This is a genomic window from Catonella morbi ATCC 51271 (genome assembly GCF_000160035.2).
Lineage (GTDB): Bacteria > Bacillota > Clostridia > Lachnospirales > Lachnospiraceae > Catonella > Catonella morbi.
The window spans coordinates 332,321-350,311 of the sequence record NZ_KI535366.1; the positions used below are offsets into that span (position 1 = coordinate 332,321).

Annotated in this window: 18 protein-coding genes; all 18 read right to left on the reverse strand. The window is 33.0% G+C overall.

Features of this window, described 5'->3' with window-relative positions; translation table 11 throughout:
• Positions 1-2: 2 nt before the first annotated feature.
• Positions 3-419 carry a hypothetical protein gene (locus GCWU000282_RS01560; protein WP_035038979.1) on the reverse strand — a complete coding sequence of 139 codons (417 nt, stop codon included), beginning with the start codon at positions 417-419 and terminating at the stop codon, positions 3-5.
• 9 nt (positions 420-428) lie between these two features.
• Positions 429-917, reverse strand: a complete 489-nt coding sequence (locus GCWU000282_RS01565; RefSeq protein WP_023353227.1) for a hypothetical protein — start codon at positions 915-917, stop codon at positions 429-431.
• A gap of 46 nt (positions 918-963) precedes the next feature.
• Positions 964-1,440, reverse strand: coding sequence for a hypothetical protein (locus GCWU000282_RS01570; protein WP_023353228.1), 477 nt, complete (start codon positions 1,438-1,440; stop codon positions 964-966).
• Between the two features lie 137 nt (positions 1,441-1,577).
• Positions 1,578-1,985, reverse strand: coding sequence for a hypothetical protein (locus tag GCWU000282_RS01575; RefSeq protein WP_023353229.1), 408 nt, complete (start codon positions 1,983-1,985; stop codon positions 1,578-1,580).
• A gap of 19 nt (positions 1,986-2,004) precedes the next feature.
• Entirely contained in the window at positions 2,005-3,600 is a 1,596-nt protein-coding gene (locus GCWU000282_RS01580; RefSeq protein WP_023353230.1) for a hypothetical protein, read from the reverse strand.
• Positions 3,581-5,200, reverse strand: a complete 1,620-nt coding sequence (locus GCWU000282_RS01585) for an ATPase, T2SS/T4P/T4SS family (protein ID WP_023353231.1) — start codon at positions 5,198-5,200, stop codon at positions 3,581-3,583. The genes GCWU000282_RS01580 and GCWU000282_RS01585 overlap by 20 nt, the downstream gene beginning before the upstream one ends.
• Positions 5,197-6,021 carry a hypothetical protein gene (locus GCWU000282_RS01590; RefSeq protein ID WP_023353232.1) on the reverse strand — a complete coding sequence of 275 codons (825 nt, stop codon included), beginning with the start codon at positions 6,019-6,021 and terminating at the stop codon, positions 5,197-5,199. Before GCWU000282_RS01590 ends, GCWU000282_RS01585 begins: the two co-directional genes overlap by 4 nt.
• Positions 6,022-6,399: 378 nt before the next feature.
• The gene (gene pyrE / locus GCWU000282_RS01595; RefSeq protein WP_023353233.1) at positions 6,400-7,074 is read right to left on the reverse strand and encodes an orotate phosphoribosyltransferase; all 675 of its coding nucleotides are present in this window, start codon (positions 7,072-7,074) and stop codon (positions 6,400-6,402) included.
• Between the two features lie 90 nt (positions 7,075-7,164).
• Complete coding sequence (gene rpmB / locus GCWU000282_RS01600) at positions 7,165-7,350, reverse strand: 50S ribosomal protein L28 (protein ID WP_023353234.1); 186 nt, start codon at positions 7,348-7,350, stop codon at positions 7,165-7,167.
• Positions 7,351-7,590: 240 nt separating this feature from the next.
• Entirely contained in the window at positions 7,591-8,991 is a 1,401-nt protein-coding gene (gene gltA, locus GCWU000282_RS01605) for an NADPH-dependent glutamate synthase (protein ID WP_023353235.1), read from the reverse strand.
• Positions 8,992-9,018: 27 nt separating this feature from the next.
• Positions 9,019-9,915 carry a sulfide/dihydroorotate dehydrogenase-like FAD/NAD-binding protein gene (locus tag GCWU000282_RS01610; RefSeq protein ID WP_023353236.1) on the reverse strand — a complete coding sequence of 299 codons (897 nt, stop codon included), beginning with the start codon at positions 9,913-9,915 and terminating at the stop codon, positions 9,019-9,021.
• 256 nt (positions 9,916-10,171) lie between these two features.
• Positions 10,172-10,840, reverse strand: a complete 669-nt coding sequence (locus GCWU000282_RS01615; RefSeq protein WP_023353237.1) for an HAD family hydrolase — start codon at positions 10,838-10,840, stop codon at positions 10,172-10,174.
• Entirely contained in the window at positions 10,841-11,392 is a 552-nt protein-coding gene (yfcE, locus tag GCWU000282_RS01620) for a phosphodiesterase (protein WP_023353238.1), read from the reverse strand. It abuts the gene before it with no gap.
• Between the two features lie 563 nt (positions 11,393-11,955).
• Positions 11,956-13,734 carry a helix-turn-helix domain-containing protein gene (locus GCWU000282_RS01625; RefSeq protein ID WP_023353239.1) on the reverse strand — a complete coding sequence of 593 codons (1,779 nt, stop codon included), beginning with the start codon at positions 13,732-13,734 and terminating at the stop codon, positions 11,956-11,958.
• A gap of 50 nt (positions 13,735-13,784) precedes the next feature.
• A complete protein-coding gene (locus GCWU000282_RS01630; protein ID WP_023353240.1) occupies positions 13,785-14,252 on the reverse strand; it encodes a hypothetical protein in 468 nt (155 codons plus the stop codon).
• An 11-nt stretch (positions 14,253-14,263) separates the two neighbouring features.
• Positions 14,264-15,871, reverse strand: coding sequence for an ATP-binding cassette domain-containing protein (locus GCWU000282_RS01635; RefSeq protein WP_023353241.1), 1,608 nt, complete (start codon positions 15,869-15,871; stop codon positions 14,264-14,266).
• A gap of 9 nt (positions 15,872-15,880) precedes the next feature.
• Positions 15,881-17,188 (reverse strand): radical SAM/SPASM domain-containing protein, encoded by a 1,308-nt coding sequence (locus GCWU000282_RS01640; RefSeq protein ID WP_023353242.1) that lies wholly within the window; start codon positions 17,186-17,188, stop codon positions 15,881-15,883.
• A 210-nt stretch (positions 17,189-17,398) separates the two neighbouring features.
• A complete protein-coding gene (locus GCWU000282_RS16540; RefSeq protein ID WP_023353244.1) occupies positions 17,399-17,545 on the reverse strand; it encodes a hypothetical protein in 147 nt (48 codons plus the stop codon).
• Between the last annotated feature and the right edge of the window lie 446 nt (positions 17,546-17,991).

Consider the following 17,991-nt stretch of genomic DNA (forward strand, 5'->3'; position numbering starts at 1 on the left):
TTCTATCCCCTTCTTAATTCAAATTTTAATCTGTTTATCTTTCCGTTTGCATCTCTGCCTACCCGACCTACATAATCATCATAAGGCTCTATGTAAAAATCATTTTCGGGATAATTTGCAGAGATGTTAAAATTATTGTTTTTAGTAAATATTCTGCTGCCGTTATCGGTTATTATTGTTATCTCCATATCATTCTGATACTTCCTTGTAACATTTATTACTTCTGCTCCGGTAAGAATTTCCGAATCATATTTGGCAACATTATATTCCCTGTAATCCCTTTCTTTCTCGTTAAGACTGTTTACAAAGGCAGAACCCAACGACATTCCTTCATGCATGACTAAAATGCTGAAGCTTATAACTACACAGGTTATAAATATTCCTGCCGCTATAGTTAACATTTTCAATGAGTTTTCCAAATTTCCTCCTTATTTTTCACATCCCAGCACACATTTTTTACAAGGGAAGGCTCCTGATAAAGCACATTCCTCCATAGAAGAATAAACTTTAATCTCCTCCTTATTTGCCGGCAAATGGCTGCAAATATATGAATTATGATAGATATTGTTAAAGGTATAATAATATATTCTTTCTTTATTAACAGATTGAAGCTTATAAATATTTTTCAAGTAACCATTATAACTTATATCCTTCTTTGGTTTTAACAACAGAGTGTCTTCTTTTACCTTATTCAGATATTCTGATAAAAGCATTTTCCCTTCAATTCCGGATACCGATTCTCTTTTTCCGAATAAGTATTTTTTCAGGTTATCTTCCGAATGTTTTTTTACCAAATCATATTTTGAATTTCTGAAATCATCCTGCGTATCACCGGCTCCTGCTCCCGCCATTTCCATTACTTCATTTTGGATAAGTATACCTTCATTAAGATTTGCAAAAAGAGCTTGTATTCTCATGCTTCCCAATAAAGCAAGTATTATCACAAATAACGATATCAGTGAGCTAATTTTTGATATACTCGTTTTCTATCATTCCTCCTAACTCTATTGTTTTTTCAGGGAACATGTTCAACAGTTTACTCTTATCTTTAATTACACAGCAAATTTCATCACCTATCTTGAACCTGTACTTCGAACTCCTCTTTAATTCATTCTTAATTTCCGCATCCGATACTTCAATATAAAACTCACCTGTGTCCTCAATCTCACCGTTTTTCATAACAGGTCGCACAGCCCTTCTTTTATGTAACAGGCTGAGTTCTTTGTCTGAAGTGATTTTTGACAAACTCGTATATAAATTGTCCATATCTTTCCTGTCAATGTATCCTGTATATTTTACCTTATCCAAAAATCTGTCAGTAAGATTGATAATTTCAATATCTGTAAGTGCTTTTACTCTTATTTGTGTAATATATATCGGGCATATAAATATAAGTATAAAACCTATGATTATACTCCAAAATTTACCAAAAACCTCCATAATAATTCCACCTTAAGCATTCTTTCTAAATTTCCGAGGTAAGCTTCATATAAAAAAATCTGACTTAGTGCAACTGCAAATAAAAGTAAGTTAGAAATCTTTTTTAATAATTCAAGAATTTTATACATAACCTGTACCTATTGAACCAGCTGTATGAAGGTAAGCCTGTCCACACTTCCATCATCTTTATATTGAACCTTTCCAATGAAATTACCGTATTGATATACATTGTCCGTAAGCCAGCCTGTAGTCTCAACCTTAACTCCGTTAGGAGCACCTGCCTTGGTATCATTGGTAACAATATAGATATTTGTCTTACTCTTAAGCCGCTTTGCAGTCCTTATCACCTCGTTTCCCGACAATGTCAGACCGTTGTAGAATTCAATTCCGCCATTTCCCATTTCTGTAGTGTATTCTCCCATCTGGTTGATGCCCTGAGCCGCTATATCCTTAGCCTCTCTTGTAACAAAAAATGCAATACTTATAACTATGCAGGTTATTATTACACCTGCTGCTAAAGTTAAACCTTTCAATCCATTACTCATATAAATACTCCTTCCTAAATCAGCTTAAATTAACTGTTACATCTAACAGATTTCTTATACTTATAACCAAAAACGGAATTACCATATACACACCTACTGTTACCATAAATGGCAGATATAAAAAAGTCGAAATTATAGCCTCTTTTTTCCTGACTACCAATTCCTGTTCCTGTCTCCTTTTGGCAGTATAATAATCTCTCCTTGACAATAAATCCTTAAATGCCTCTTTTATTCCTATTTTGTCACTTGCTATCAAATCATCTATAACATTGATAAAGCTCGTCGTTTTCCAGCGTTCTCTAAGTATATCCAAAGCAGTATTTTCGTCTACATCAAGCCGGTCTATGCAGGAAGCCACGCTTTCTCTAAGAAAAAGGGTGAAGTTCTCAGTCCATAAAAGAATCTCCTCAACCGTCATCCCTATTACACCTGCAAGTGAAATAGTCATAAGCCTGACCTGTCCTATTTCCTCCTCCAGTTCTGCTTCATAAAATATGCCATCAACAACTAAACTTATATACGGAATATGACTTATTACGAAAGAAAGAGGCATAACAGGAAGAAGTAATAAAAGCGATAGCCTCCAATAAATAATCAAGCATAAAGCAATAATCAAACTTCCCAAAAAGTATACGCATCTCATCAGTATAAATTGCTGATATGACTTCTCCGGAAAATTTTCATCTAATATTTTTGCAATCCTGCCATTTTCCATATTTCTCTTTTCAAAAAGCCACTTAAGCCACTTATTTACCAAAGGGATTTCTATTATCCCTGATAACAACGGTTCTATTCCGTCTTTTCTGATTTCCTGCATTTTTTCAAAAGCCAAAATAAATAAAGTAGTAATAACTATGCAAACAACCCTTGTCATGCTGCCTCTGAAACCATTATAAAATGTGCTTAAATCAGATACTTGAGACATTGCCCATCTTTCCATAACAGGCATACTTATAAGTGAGAAGCCGATTGCAAAAAATACCGCACTGAATATAAAGTCCTCTCTGTCCCACTTAAGTAAATCCGAGTCAATATTCTTTTGCAGTTCATCTATATTAGATACAAAGGTATTGTCACTGTCTCCGTATTTAATTCCGCACTGACAGATTGCAATAAAAATAAACAGGAATCTGTTTGGAACAGCTGCCCTGTATCTTTCGGGTATACCGTCTCCGTCAAGTGCATCCTCTATTAAACCAAGATGGAGCTTAAGTTCCTCACCTGCGGCAGAAAAAGCTGAAAGAAAAGCTTCTTCTACATCATTAAATCTATAAAACTCTCTTCGTAATTCATTCAAGTATAGGGATAACTGTCTAAGCAAAGTCTTTTCCTGCTTTCTTTTCCACTTTATGAAACTGTCCTTATATGTTGCAATTCCCAGCACCAAGGCCACAATTAAGTATTTTTTATCAAAGAGGGCAACCGCATAAGTTACCATAAAAATGAGTAAGGCCTTGAATACATTGCCAAATAAGAGTTTAACAGTGTTTACCCCAAGTCCAAAGTCATCAAACGGTAAATACCTTCCAACCTCATATTCGGTCTTTCCTATCACCACCCTTCCTATTCCGGTTAAACATAATGTTTTGTAAATACTAAACAACCATTTTTCCATCTTTTACCCTCTGCCACTGTTTTATATATTTTATAAAATCCGAAGTTTCATTCTCCGGCAGTCTTTCATAAACAGCCTCCTCCGTTTCTCTGCTTAACTCTTCTTTTAAGATATATTTTCCCTTGGTATTATAAGCAATAACTTTTTCTGTAAACCCGGTTTCACTTTCGCAGGGAATAATTTCACTTATTTTTTCTATATACCTTTCACCAAAAGCATTTTTCTTAATATGTATATTTATTCTCACCGAACTTACCGCCTGCATAAGAGCAACTTTTTCATTTCTGAAATTTCCCTGCATAAGCAAGGAATTCCGAATATAATGTATGAGGGCTGTTGTATCCTTGGCATGATGGGTAAACAATGTAAAAGCTGATGCATTCTGCGCTATCTGTACCAAAAACAATACTGCCTGCATGGTGGCAACCTCTCCCAAAATAGTTACATTACCGTCTGTCTTTTTGGTAAAATCAAGCCCTTCCTGTATCCCCACTCCTTCTGTTTCCTTAAAACTTACTATATTCCTTCCGGGAAATCTCTGCCTTAAATGTAATTCAAATGACATTTCTGTTACCCTGATATTCAACCAATCAGGTATGAACTTAACCATTGAAGCCAAAAGTGTAGTTTTGCCCGATCCCTGCTCACCGGTCACAGCTACCAGTCTTTCCCCAACTACCAGATACTTTAAGAGCTTAATAATATTTTCCGAGCCTTCACCCGTGATTATATCCTCCATCTCCAAAATATTTTCCATTCTGAACTTTCTGATAAAAAAGCTCCAACTCTCACAAAACGGTGGTCTTGATATTGAGGCTCTTGAGCCATCTGCAAGCTCTGCCACTATGTATCCTCTTCTTTCGGAGAGTTGTCCTATGCCATAACTTTTGCACAGGTTTCTGCATATTCTCTTAATCTCGGCTTCTCCTTTAAATTTAAGAAATGATAAACTGACAGAATTTCCCTTATACATAAGCCATACACAGAAGCTTCCGTTATCGCTTGAAACCCCTCCTGAAATTCCGTCTATCACAAGAGGCAGCAGACTGTCTATAATTCCGTTTCCTTTATAATTTTCATATATTTTTTGACAGAGAATATCCATTTTTTCGGGAAAGGTGGTACTTTCATGATTAAACCTTCCAAATGCTCTGCCTAATGCTTTTTCATCTATGATTCTTTTTTCCGATTTAATAATTATTTCTGAAAAATATCTTTCAATCAGTTTCTCAAGACCAAATTTCCCATATCTGCCTATGAATTTCTCAAGGTTTACCTTAAATCTATATTCAGAATCTTCCTTTAAGAACAGATGTATATTTTCCTCTGATATCTTATATTTATCTGCCAGCAGAGTTGTAATATAGCTTTTCACAAATATCTTTGAGGCTTCGTTTCCGGAACCACAGGTTCTGAGTGCTTCCCTTAATTCTTCTCTTCTTTCAATTCTTAGAAGCCTTTCTTTCATCAAAAAAGGACCAATATTTAAGTTGACACGAAGTAGCTGTGTAAAGTCATCCTTTATAGCCTGTAAAAGTGTATCAAAGTCCACTATACTATTTGCTTCAACCGAACTTTCAGTATAATTCTTAAAGCTCATACAGCCCTCTCCTTTTCTACACCCTCTTCTATCTGACTTTTAATAAAGTTAGTAAGTTTTCTAAGCTGTGAAACCAGCTCAAAGCTCTTTTCACCTCTCGTAGACCAGAAGTTTTTGATTAAAAAGTTTGATAAATTCCCGTTTTTACAGATTCTGATGAGTGATTCATAATATGGAATATATGATATTCTCTCATTATCAATATCATAATCTGCTACAATTTCTTCAAAATCTATCTTTGACGTTTGCTTATATCTGCTAAGAATGAAACAAAGTTTCTCACGCTCTATTAAATTGTCATCTAAAATTCTGTTTATACTGATTTCATCCTGCGGTACATTTACAAAAACTATATCTGACCTTTCAATAATATGTTTTGTTGTCATAGTATTAATTCTTTTTAAATCAACAAATACTACTTCGTATCTGCTATTAAGCTCATCAATAAATCTATCGATTACTTTATTCATTTCATAGTCAAAAAGAGTATGATTAGATGAAAATTGCGGAAAATAATGTAGTCTTCCTTCAGCCATACGAAGAGCTGCATTACTTATACCTTTTACCGGAAGACCTGCCTTCATCAGTCCGTAATAATAATTAATGTTATTATTTCTGTTATAAAATATAGGTTCTTCAAAAAGAAACGGCAGGCTTTTTTTACCAATCAAAATATCTTCAAGACTATATTTTCCCGGAACATGGTTTTCAAACAAAGCCACCTTTTTCTTATATCTTTGAGCATAAAAATGGGAAATTAGTGCAGTATTGGTGGTAACACCGGTTCTGATTTCTGCACCGCTCCAGAACGTCACGAGCATAACTACCTCCTAAGTACTTTGAAACACAAAATTATTGGATTGATTAATTTAAGTACAAATAGCAATAAATAACTATTCTATTTGACTAAATTCATAGATTTGACAATCAAATAAAAAATAAAAGAATTATATAATCAGATTTAAGTAAATATTGTTCCCTTAGAAAGAATAATACTCCCTAAAATATCATTTGTAAAGATATTTAGAGAGTATTCTCAGATAGAAATTTTTCTTAATTTTTTGTGTAATTCATACAAAATTTCTTACCAATTAATTTCCAGTATTTTTTGTAAGATTTGCACAAATTTTTGTCATTTGACTATACGAATTAACCAAAGAGGATTTTTAGATATAACCGGTAAACAAGCTTTCCATCATCTATTTAGCTCCATACTGTAGATAATATTCATCTATTCTTGCCTTGATTTCATCATCAATAACCACTTTTCCCATTACTTCCCTATTGTACAGATATTCTATTACCTCTTTCATGGTAACTATTGCTCCTGTAGGAAAACCATAGGTTGATGAAACTTCATTAAGTGCGCTGATTTCTCCTTTTCCTTTTTCCCCTCTGTCAAGCGAAACCATCATCCCTACAACATTTACATCACCCATCTGTTTTATAATCGGATATGTTTCTTCAATAGACTTCCCTGAAGTGGTAACGTCCTCAATAATTACCACCTTATCTCCTGATTTGATTTTACTTCCAAGAAAGATACCGGTGTCTCCATGATCTTTTATTTCTTTTCTGTTTGAAGAATATCTGATTTCTTTTCCGTAAAGTTCATCAAAGGCTGCTACAGTAGCCACCGAAAGCGGAATTCCTTTATAAGCCGGTCCAAAAAGCACGTCAAAATCATCACCATAAGCATTATGTATAGCCTTTGCGTAGTACTTTCCAAGCTTTCTTAACTGTCCGCCCGTAACATAAGCCCCCGCATTCATAAAAAAAGGTGATTTTCTACCACTTTTAAGAGTAAAATCACCAAATTTTAAAACTTCACTTTCAACCATAAATTCGATAAATTCCTGTTTGTACTGTTCCATAACTAACCTCCATATTATATTAAACAAGCTTCTTTAATGTATAAAAAGAGCTGTCACTACTCCGGTAACAGCTCTTTAATAGTTATTTAATTAAGCACGTTCTACACGACCGCTACGAAGGCATGAAGCACAAACATGCATAGTCTTAGCACCACCAGGAGTCTTCACTCTGACAGTTCTGACATTAGCCTTCCAACTTCTGTTGTTTCTTCTGTGGGAATGGCTCACAGCTATACCGAAGCTAACACCTTTTCCACAAACATCACACTTTGCCATTACAGCACCTCCTCTATCTCCAATGGAAATTTTAGGTTAATCTACACACAAAACACACTAGGTAATTTTAACAGAATTTAGATAAAATTGCAAGTACTTATTTTTATAAAAAAGGAGTTGTGCATCCCGGTTGTACATCACGTTGTGCATCCCTCGAAGAAATTTCCTATTAAAATAAAAATCTTCTGCCTCATCTTTTCCGACAAGGCAGAAGTATGTTTTTAAAATAAATTACTAAAATTATTCGGCTTTAGCAACTCCAAGATATTCTAAGATACCCTTAGCTGCATGTTTTCCCGCTCCCATAGCAAGAATAACCGTAGCCGCGCCTGTAACAGCATCTCCGCCTGCATATACACCGGTCTTAGTGGTCTCACCGTCCTCATCCTTAGCAATAAGACAGCCCCATTTATTAGACTCAAGCCCCTTAGTTGTAGAAGAAATAAGTGGGTTAGGGCTTGTACCGAGAGACATGATAACTGTATCACACTCAATAACAAATTCAGAATTCGGAACTTCCTGTGGTCTTCTACGACCTGAATCATCAGGCTCACCAAGTTCCATTCTTACACATTTACAGCCTTTTACCCAACCATTCTCATCCTCAAGAATCTCAACAGGATTGGTAAGTACATCAAATATAATTCCCTCTTCTTTAGCGTGATGAACTTCTTCAACTCTGGCAGGAAGCTCTTCTTCGGATCTTCTATATACAATATGTGTTTCAGCCCCAAGTCTGAGTGCGGTTCTTGCAGCATCCATAGCAACGTTACCGCCACCTACGACTACTACTTTTTTACCCGGATGGATAGGTGTATCATAATTATCATCAAAAGCTTTCATAAGGTTTGATCTTGTAAGGTATTCATTTGCAGAGAATACACCGTTTGCATTCTCACCGGGAATACCCATAAACTTAGGAAGACCTGCACCTGAACCGATAAATACCGCATCAAAGCCTTCTTCTTCCATAAGCTGATCAATAGTAAGAGATCTGCCTATTACATAGTCAGTCTTAATTTCTACACCAAGAGCTTTAACATTATCAACTTCATACTTAACCACTTCCTCTTTAGGAAGACGGAACTCAGGAATACCGTATACAAGTACACCGCCCGCCTCATGAAGTGCCTCATATATAACCACATCACAACCTGCCTTAGCAAGGTCTCCGGCTGCTGTAAGTCCGGCAGGACCTGCACCTATAACTGCAACTCTCTTGCCATTCTTAACTTTTGCAGGCTCAGGACGGATACCCTGTTTACGAGCCCAGTCAGCTGTAAATCTTTCAAGCTTACCTATGGATACGGAATCACCCTTTATACCTCTTACACAGTATTTTTCGCACTGTGACTCCTGAGGACAGACACGACCGCATACCGCCGGAAGAGCGCTGTATTTGCTTATAGTCTCATAAGCTCCCTTAATATTGCCTTCTTTAACCTTCATTATGAAGCCCGGAATGTCAATACCTACAGGACATCCGCCTACACAGCGTGGGTTCTTACAATTAAGACATCTTGTAGACTCATCCATAGCCTCTTCAAGATTATATCCGTAACAAACTTCTTCAAAGTTCTTTGCTCTTACTTCAGGTTCCTGCTCTCTAACAGGAATTCTCTGCATTGGATTAACTGCCATTTTCTTATCTCCTTTATTAACTTAGAATTAGCCTACTTTCTGAGGATTAGGTGTCAAGCATCCCGGTCCCTTATGTGTATCACCTTCCTGAACCTTTAATATCTTTCTTCCTTCTTCAGTCTTATACATACGCTGTCTGTTCATAGCCTCATCAAAGTTTATGAGATGTCCGTCAAATTCAGGGCCGTCTACGCAGGCAAATTTAATCTTATCACCAACAGAAAGACGACAGGCACCACACATACCTGTACCATCCACCATGATAGGGTTCATACTTACTATAGTAGGTATTCCGAGTTCTTTGGTTGTAAGACAGACAAATTTCATCATTATCATAGGTCCGATCGCTACTACTCTGGTATATTCTTTTCCATGATTTGCAAGAAGGTCTTTAAGACAGTCATTAACGTTTCCCTTAAAGCCATAAGAACCGTCATCTGTAGCAATATAAAGGTTGGTTGCCCACTGCTTCATTTCTTCTTCAAGAATAAGAAGGTCTTTTGTTCTTGCACCCACAATAACATCAGCCTCATAGCCGTTTTCCTTAAGCCACTTAACCTGTGGATATACAGGAGCTGTACCTACACCACCGGCCATAAAAAGAATCTTTTCTTTAGCAAGCTCTTCCTTAGGCATAAGGCAAAGCTCAGATGGCTGTCCAAGTGGACCGACTACATCTTTATAACCATTGTCATCTTCTTTTTCCATACGCTTTGTTGAAGCACCTACCGACTGATAAACAAGTGTTATTGTCTCCTTCTCTCTGTCATAGTCACAGATAGTAAGAGGAACTCTCTCCGCTTTATCATCAAGCCTTACAATTACAAACTGTCCCGGAAGACAGGACTTAGCCACATTAGGTGCTTCTACATCCACTAACCAAATATTATTGGCTAAGTAGCGCTTATTTACAACCTTAAACATTCTTTTATCCTCCTAAAATTCACTATATGAACTTCACATCAGATTTTGATTATTAAAAAAATATTTGTTATAGTATTTTTACTATAATTGGTAAATTTTTAAATAAAACCTGCTTAATGAATTTCATATAGCCAAAATATAAATCCATCCTGATAATAATATCACAAATTTCAAAAAAATTAAACCATTATTAGAGATTTTTTATCATTAAAAGCATAATTTTAAACCGAAAATTAGTTAGTTTAGACTAATCTTTTTAAGCTTTAGAAAAATTCATTAACTTTTCTGTCAATTTTTTCATTGAATCAGCAAATATTCTACCACCTGACTTTTCAAGAAATTCTCTGTCCCTAAATCCCCATAAAACAGAGATACAAGGAATACCGGCATTAACCGCAGTCTGTATGTCTACCTCTGAATCACCTATATATACACTGTTTTCTTTAGTTGCTCCAAGTTCTTCCATAGCCATAAATACCATATCTGGCTCAGGTTTATGTCTTATACTAGGTTTTTCTCCGATTACAGATTTTATTCTTTCCCCAAAGTATTTGGCACTCAGGCTCTTTACTGCGGAATCTATCTTATTTGATACTATTGCTATTTCTACTCCGTTATTTATAAGTTCATCAAGCATTTCCACGGTTCCCGGATAAGGAGCCGTTTTTATATCGGAATGAGCCTTGTAATAATCACTGTAATTATTATAGAATTTATCTATAATAGTGCTGTCATCCTTATATTCTTCCGGAATTGCCCGTTCTACCAGTTTTCTCACACCGTTTCCTACAAATTTTCTTATTTCATCCCTGGTTCTTTCAGGAAAATTATTCTGCCTAAGTATATAATTCATTGAGTCCATAAGGTCATCCAAGGTGTTTAACAATGTTCCGTCCAAATCAAAAATTGCATATAGTTTTGCCATTTATGCCTCCTGACAGCTATAGCTGTTTTTAATATTTCCATCAAAATCCTTCCAGATAAATGTTTTATTCTCATAAATCATGTAACCGTTATGACTATTTTCCTTCGGTATAGAGGTTGAACCCGGATTCATATAGATAAAATTTTCATAAGTAACACATTTGGGTACATGGGTATGACCGCAAAGCAGAATATCCCCCTTATGAAGTTTAGGAGGATTATTTTCTCCAAAAATATGACCATGAGTAGCAAAAATATTTATTCCATCCAGATTTAAAACAATGTAATCAGCAAGACAAGGAAAATCAAGCACCATTTGATCAACTTCGGCCTCACAATTTCCTCTTACACAGAGGATTTTATCACTTAGCGGATTTAAAAGTGCTATAACCTCTTTTGGATTATGCCCAAAAGGGAGGTCATTTCTCGGACCATGGTAGAGAATGTCTCCCAGCAAGAGCAATTTATCAGCTCCTTCTTTTTCAAATCTTTCCACAACCTTCTTTGCATAAAAAGCTGAACCATGTATATCTGATGCAATTAATAATTTCATAGCTTTTCCTTTCAAAATTTACCATCCGGTTTTATATTAAATATCTTGTTCACCTGACATTTTATCATAAAAAAATTATGATTGCATTATTTTTATCAACCGCTATAGCATTTACCAATACATATTTTTATTTAAAATGTCCGAGGAAATGCTATGGTCATGCTTTAACTTAATCTATATAATAAAGACTGTCAGATTTATTGTTCCCTATAATAATATTTGATAATCAAAATTTTTTATGTAAGTGAGGTTATTACTGTGAAAAGAAAAAAATTATTTGTATGTCTTGTTGCTGTACTATCATTAAACGCGTTGAGCTTTTCTGCATTCTTATTAAATCAGGAATCCGTTAATACTGTTACAAATAGTACTAACATAATGATCTGTGGCGATAAAACAGAGCCTTGTCCTGTACATATTCACTCTGTTCGTCCTAAATATATCTAATTTTTAAGAAATAATGCACCAAAAAAACATTTCATTCTTGATGTGACAGCTCCATTTAACAGGTATCTTAATACTGATATTTATAATTCAGAAATCAGATACCTGTTTTTTAATCTTTAATACCAGGTTTCTTCCTTATTAAAATTTTCTTCAAAATATTCCCTAATTCCTTTAGCAGCACCATATCTTTTATATAACTCTGAAATATAAAACATAATTTTACAAATCTCCGCTGCTGTATTTTTATTTTTCAATTCCTCTTCTATGGTAGAAATATAATCTAACATATTTATCAAAAGGCTGGCGTCATTTTCTGTAAACATGTTACTGATATTTTCTACGGCAAGTTTATAGCTTTTTTCATAACTCTTATTATCTTTTAACATCTTAACCAAATTTCTGTTTACTATTGCAGTTCTTGAATAATATGTAGCCCTCTGTTTGCTTTCTTTTTCAAGTAAAATCTCTAATAATTTAAGCCCTTTTGTCTTCTTAACTTTTTCTTCCTCCCAGGCTATTAAACTTAATATTTCCAGTTCTTCTCTACTAAAAAGAATTCTTTGTTCAAATTCAACTTCATTGTATGATAGTAATTTCCATAATTTTACCAAATTATTATCTTGTGTTAAAGATTTATAAATATCAGAAAATTCTAATATTTGTTTATTTACAAAAATATTCATATCAAGTTTATCAGATAGCTCACTATACTTTATTTTGGCTTCATCAAATCTTCCTATTGCTGCAAGTCTTCTACATTCTGAATTAAGCATAAGTGTACTGTATTCTTCAGTTTCTATCTCACTACTATAATACACTGCTCTAAGTTTTAATCTTTCTTTCAACATACTCAGTGTATTCTTATTTGGTATAGTTTTACCTGCTTCTGCTCTTGCATAAGTGCTTACAGCACATATATCTCCCGCAGCTTCCTCTACGGTAAGCCCCAGTTCAAGCCTACGGATCCTAAGTACATCACTTAACAACAGATACTTTATTCTCGCAAACCTTTGTACCTCAACTCTAAAATCTGAACAGACTTCATACTTATCAAATACAGCTAACAATGCATTTCTTTGAAAAATCCGCACTTTAGATATTCCATACGAAAATTCATCATTAATTAGATATCCTAATAGTTCTGGTAATTCTCTGATTGCATGATTTTTAATTAGTATTTCAAGAACTTCATGTTCTATCTTTAACCGTTCTTCCCTGCTTAATATATTTTTATCATGTTTAAGCAGTATAAGCGCTATTCTAGGAATAATTATACCTTTTATCAAATCGTCATTTAGCCTGTTACTATAATATTCGTAAAACAAATACAGCTCTTTAGTTATTTTGTCATCTACTTTCATAGAATATAATAAATCATAATAATTCGCCAAAAGATGCCCTTCAAATACGGATAATAGCAATCTGTCAGAAACAACATTATCAATGTCGGTTATTGTATAGAGTAATGCTTGTTTGATATAAAAAAAAGCCTTATCTAAATTTTGATTACCAAATCTTTCAATAACATAATCTATGAAATCCCTATATTGGTATTGAATCTTTACGTTTATCTGCTTAAATACCTCAAACCTATTTCTTCTCTCTATTAATCCTTTCCAGTCTTTATTTTCTATACAAACCAGACATTCCTCATACCAAATAAAAAACTTATGTACTTCTTCAGGAACTATGAACTCAAATCTGTCTGCTGACACTCCCATTCTCTCAAGTAAAGTAATAAAGGTAAGCATATCGGGGTCTATTATTTCAGCTTCATAATTATACCAGGTGCTTCTTGCCAGAATTCCCTGGAAAACTTCAGTCTGTGTAAGTTTTAAATTTTCTCTTATATTCCTAAGTGTATAGCCGAAATTGTCAGTCAGGTATTTCTTCATTATTCCTCCAATCTTTCACCATAACTTATATATTAAAGATAAGCGAAGAATTACTCAATACTCAATTTTATCGGACTTAAATTAAGTTTCTCTTCACTGCTAACTTTGTCAAATATACATTGTTGATAATATTTCCCATTAGTAACCCAAAAAGTTATTGCTAAATTCAAACCTAATTTTCTACAAACTTTTACAAAATTCTTCATAAAAAGTAAATCTTTTTTTGAAAATGATATGTTTTCATCAGAATAATACCATTCATGTGTATGCATAATTATAGGATAATAATTATTTCTTTTACAGAGATTGATAAAAGCTAAAGACAATTCCTTAGGAATACTTACTTCATAATTTGTTGTTTTTATTCCATAATTATCATTAAGAAAAGTCCAGTCAATAACTTCTAACATTGCTCTTTCTTTTTTGGCAACTAAAAAAACTATCTTCTCTGTTGTATCATCATTGACTTCTAAATACTCAAGAAACTCTTTCCAAAATACCGTTGCATTTATTATCAAACTTAAACTCCTTATAACTTTATTATCTTATCAAATTTCCCCAAATATTTTTCATTCCAGTCATGGGTTACAACTATCCTTGTCTTATCTTTCATATCAAATATAATCTTATTTATTATCTCCTTATTCTCAGGATCTAAGTCAGAAGTCGGCTCATCTAAAATGATTATCTCAGAATCATTAAATAAGGCTCTGGCTATTGAAGCTCTTTTCTTCTCTCCTCCAGACATTTCATCAGGATCAAGTTCTTCATCTTTATGCAATTCCATAAAATTTCTAAGATTCACCTTCTCAAGAATTTCCTTAAACTTAGCCTCTGCACCATCTTCCATCTTTGCAAACATTGTAACATTATCAAACAATGAAGATTTAAAAATGAAGCTTTCCTGTGGAACCAGATATACTTTGCTGTAAAGCTCTTCTTCCGTAATTTCCTGTAAATCCTTGCCATCATATTTAATTTTACCGCTATAATTTAAGAAAGATTTGAGCAGAAGCTTTATTAAAGTAGATTTGCCTGAACCGCTTTCTCCAGTTACCGCAACTATCTCTCCATTGCCTACATTCAAAGAAAAATCCTCGAATATTTCCTTATCTTCATAAGCAAAACTAAGTTTTTCTATAGCTATATCAGCTTTTGTCAATCTGTTATCTGATTGAAGAGGTGTAGTATCAATCACATTATCATCAATATTTTTATTCAGATAAGGCATAAATTTTTCAAGGAAAACTTTAGCAGACTTCATTTCTATACCGCTTTCAAGTGAATTTGAAAATGCATCTGAAAAATTTGCAAATGCTGCAGTAACTGTAATTATAAGTCCGGGACTTATTATATTTTTCACAACCAAAAAGGAGCAAAGTCCTGTCAGGATTAATTGATTAATGCTTACAATCGCAAACATTGTTGCCCTAATCATATTAGTTGTTACGTTATAATGCATATATGAAACTGAACGCTTTTCATTAACTTTTTCAAAAATACCGATATATTCATCAGAATGTCCTGATCTCTTTACAACATCAAACCCTTTAACCATTTCCTGCAGGCGGCTTAAATAAGTTTCATTTGCACTTGTTTTTTCTTTATTTATATTTATCGTCTTCCCTGTCATAACCTTACTTATAAGGATAGGAAGAATTGTAAGTATAACTGTTGTTATGACCATCAGATAATTAACTCGAAGCAATGTAACAGCAGCCACTATAACTGATGTAGAGTATGATAAAAGCCCATATAATCCGTCTAAATATCCAATTCTAAATTCTTCAATGTCATTATTTAAGATATTCATATAATAATCAGAATTCTTTTCTTTTAGCTTTGACATAGGAAGTCTGAATAAGCTTTTAATTAAAATCAAGAGCAGGTTGTCTCTTGTTCCAAACATGAATCTCTGCCAGAATATATACTTTACAAAATTACATCCCCATTGAGCTACCATGTAAAATACGGTAAGTGAAACTGTAAGCGGCATATCTTTAATATTAGATTTTATAGCCATATCCATAATGTCACTCATTCCGATAAGTGCTTGCATCAAGAAAATATCACCCACTATAGAAAAAAAGAGACTTATTGCAAGTCTGGTTCTATTCTCCTTGTTAATTATTTTCATCTCATCCCCCTATATTAAACTATTATAGTTATTTGAATTATTATTATATACATCTTCAATTATCAATGGAAGTACTTTTTCAATTTTATTTTTTATATTAATACAGGCAATATCTGTAGAATTATCATTTGAAAACAAAAGTAAACTTGCAGGACAGGCACCACATAAATTTCTTGCCCAACATTTGGTACATTCTTGCTTTACACTTCTATTCACACTTTTTAATAAATTATAAACTTTTTCATATTCATTTTCATTACTGAATGAGTATTTATTTTCTAGCATAAACATATGACAAGGATAAAGGATTCCTCCAGATGTCAGCATAAGAGAGCTTCTTCCAGCATTACATGAAAAATCATATATTTCATTTTTAAATAAGGCATGATAAATATGACTATAATCATTTTTTGTTATTGAAGTTTTATCTATCTCTTTATCTAGCGAAACATCATTATCACCATTACAATTTTCTATCAAAACTTTAATATTTCCAAACTCACTCACTAAAAAATCTTTTACATCCTCTTTACTTATACCCGCTATCTTATGCTCTTTATTATATGTTACTTCAAAACAGACTAATTTAGCATTACTCTTCAATAATAAATTTATTCCTTTTTTTATTCTTTCATAAGTTCCTTTACCATTCTTATCAAATCTATTCTTATCATTTATTAACTTGGGTCCATCAATACTAACCGTAATAAGTATTTCTTTCGTTGCCATAAATTCAGCTATTTCTTCAGTAATTAATGTTCCATTAGTTACTAATGTATAGCTAGGTAGCTTTTGAATATCCCCTTTCTTGACCAATTTTTCAAAAAAATTGCATGTAGCTTTAATTACTTTAAAATTTAACAATGGTTCACCACCAAAGAAAAACACTGTATTTACATAATTATATTTAATTGGGAACAATGCGTTAAGATATTTTATAATTTCATTTTCATTTAATATGCGTGGCTTTCTTCCATATGTTCCATCTTTGGCATAGCAATATTTACAAGATAAATTACAAGTATTAGTAAGCATAATTTCTATACGATCTATCTTATTTATTTTATCTAGTCTAAGTTTATCTTCTAATTTAAGACTATCCTTATAGTTCTGCAAAAAATTGTATTCTAGATATTGTATAAATTTTTTCTTTTGCTCATTATCTAATTCATTCTTAAAAAACTTATCGAATAAAGGTTTTAAAATACAAAAATCTTTACTTTGTAATTTCTTTATAATCTGATTTGGAATATAATATATTATACCCCAGTTTTTATAAGTAATAAAATGAAAATCATATTTATTAAAATTCTTCATCTTCTCTCCTAATCAAATTATTTATTATTTTCAGCAAAGATAGTTATCATTTTGTATTAATTTATAAGTTTACATTACAAGTTTGAAACTTAATTTAGTGAATTACATCCATTACATGACTTTAATGCACCACATCCGTTTGCCAAAGTTTCTTCAATTTCATCTGTCAAATCTTTATTTAATTTTTCGTCAAGTCTTACTTCTTCTAATTCAACTTTTAATATTACATCCATTACATGACTTTAATGCACCACATCCGCTTGCCAAAGTTTCTTCAATTTCATCTGTCAAATCTTTATTTAATTTTTCGTCAAGTCTTACTTCTTCTAATTCAACTTTTAATAACTCATTAATCATAATATCCTCCTAGTATAATAACTATCTTTGCTTCATATCATTCCATATTAAATTATATGCATGCTTTTAAATATCTATACACATATATTTAAAATGGTTATATATATTTTAGCAAATATAGGATTAAAAAACAGAGCATTTTGTTTGACGGGAGTTCAACAGTTAATGCCTTGTAATATATAGCTCAAAATCATCAAGTCCATTGAAAAATGGGCTTTTTTTAATATATTTCTTTGTCAAATTAAAATAATATATTTGTTGTAACTGTTGTATTTTATTAAAAAGTGTGATATAATATTTCTATGAAATTAGGATATAACACAAAAGCCATTGATCCAACTTACTATGTTCAGATGGGAATCAGAAATGGCAATAAAACCACAACTAAAAATATTGAGAAAATTGGTAAACATTCGGAACTTCTAAACATCACGGATAACCCTTTG

Coding starts and splice junctions, on each gene's coding strand:
- GCWU000282_RS01565 (WP_023353227.1), bottom strand. CDS start 917: ATGAGAATACAAGCTCTTTTTGCAAATCTTAATGAAGGTATACTTATC.
- GCWU000282_RS01570 (WP_023353228.1), bottom strand. CDS start 1,440: ATGGAGGTTTTTGGTAAATTTTGGAGTATAATCATAGGTTTTATACTT.
- GCWU000282_RS01575 (WP_023353229.1), bottom strand. CDS start 1,985: ATGAGTAATGGATTGAAAGGTTTAACTTTAGCAGCAGGTGTAATAATA.
- GCWU000282_RS01580 (WP_023353230.1), bottom strand. CDS start 3,600: ATGGAAAAATGGTTGTTTAGTATTTACAAAACATTATGTTTAACCGGA.
- GCWU000282_RS01585 (WP_023353231.1), bottom strand. CDS start 5,200: ATGAGCTTTAAGAATTATACTGAAAGTTCGGTTGAAGCAAATAGTATA.
- GCWU000282_RS01590 (WP_023353232.1), bottom strand. CDS start 6,021: ATGCTCGTGACGTTCTGGAGCGGTGCAGAAATCAGAACCGGTGTTACC.
- pyrE (WP_023353233.1), bottom strand. CDS start 7,074: ATGGAACAGTACAAACAGGAATTTATCGAATTTATGGTTGAAAGTGAA.
- rpmB (WP_023353234.1), bottom strand. CDS start 7,350: ATGGCAAAGTGTGATGTTTGTGGAAAAGGTGTTAGCTTCGGTATAGCT.
- gltA (WP_023353235.1), bottom strand. CDS start 8,991: ATGGCAGTTAATCCAATGCAGAGAATTCCTGTTAGAGAGCAGGAACCT.
- GCWU000282_RS01610 (WP_023353236.1), bottom strand. CDS start 9,915: ATGTTTAAGGTTGTAAATAAGCGCTACTTAGCCAATAATATTTGGTTA.
- GCWU000282_RS01615 (WP_023353237.1), bottom strand. CDS start 10,840: ATGGCAAAACTATATGCAATTTTTGATTTGGACGGAACATTGTTAAAC.
- yfcE (WP_023353238.1), bottom strand. CDS start 11,392: ATGAAATTATTAATTGCATCAGATATACATGGTTCAGCTTTTTATGCA.
- GCWU000282_RS01625 (WP_023353239.1), bottom strand. CDS start 13,734: ATGAAGAAATACCTGACTGACAATTTCGGCTATACACTTAGGAATATA.
- GCWU000282_RS01635 (WP_023353241.1), bottom strand. CDS start 15,871: ATGAAAATAATTAACAAGGAGAATAGAACCAGACTTGCAATAAGTCTC.
- GCWU000282_RS01640 (WP_023353242.1), bottom strand. CDS start 17,188: ATGAAGAATTTTAATAAATATGATTTTCATTTTATTACTTATAAAAAC.
- GCWU000282_RS16540 (WP_023353244.1), bottom strand. CDS start 17,545: ATGATTAATGAGTTATTAAAAGTTGAATTAGAAGAAGTAAGACTTGAC.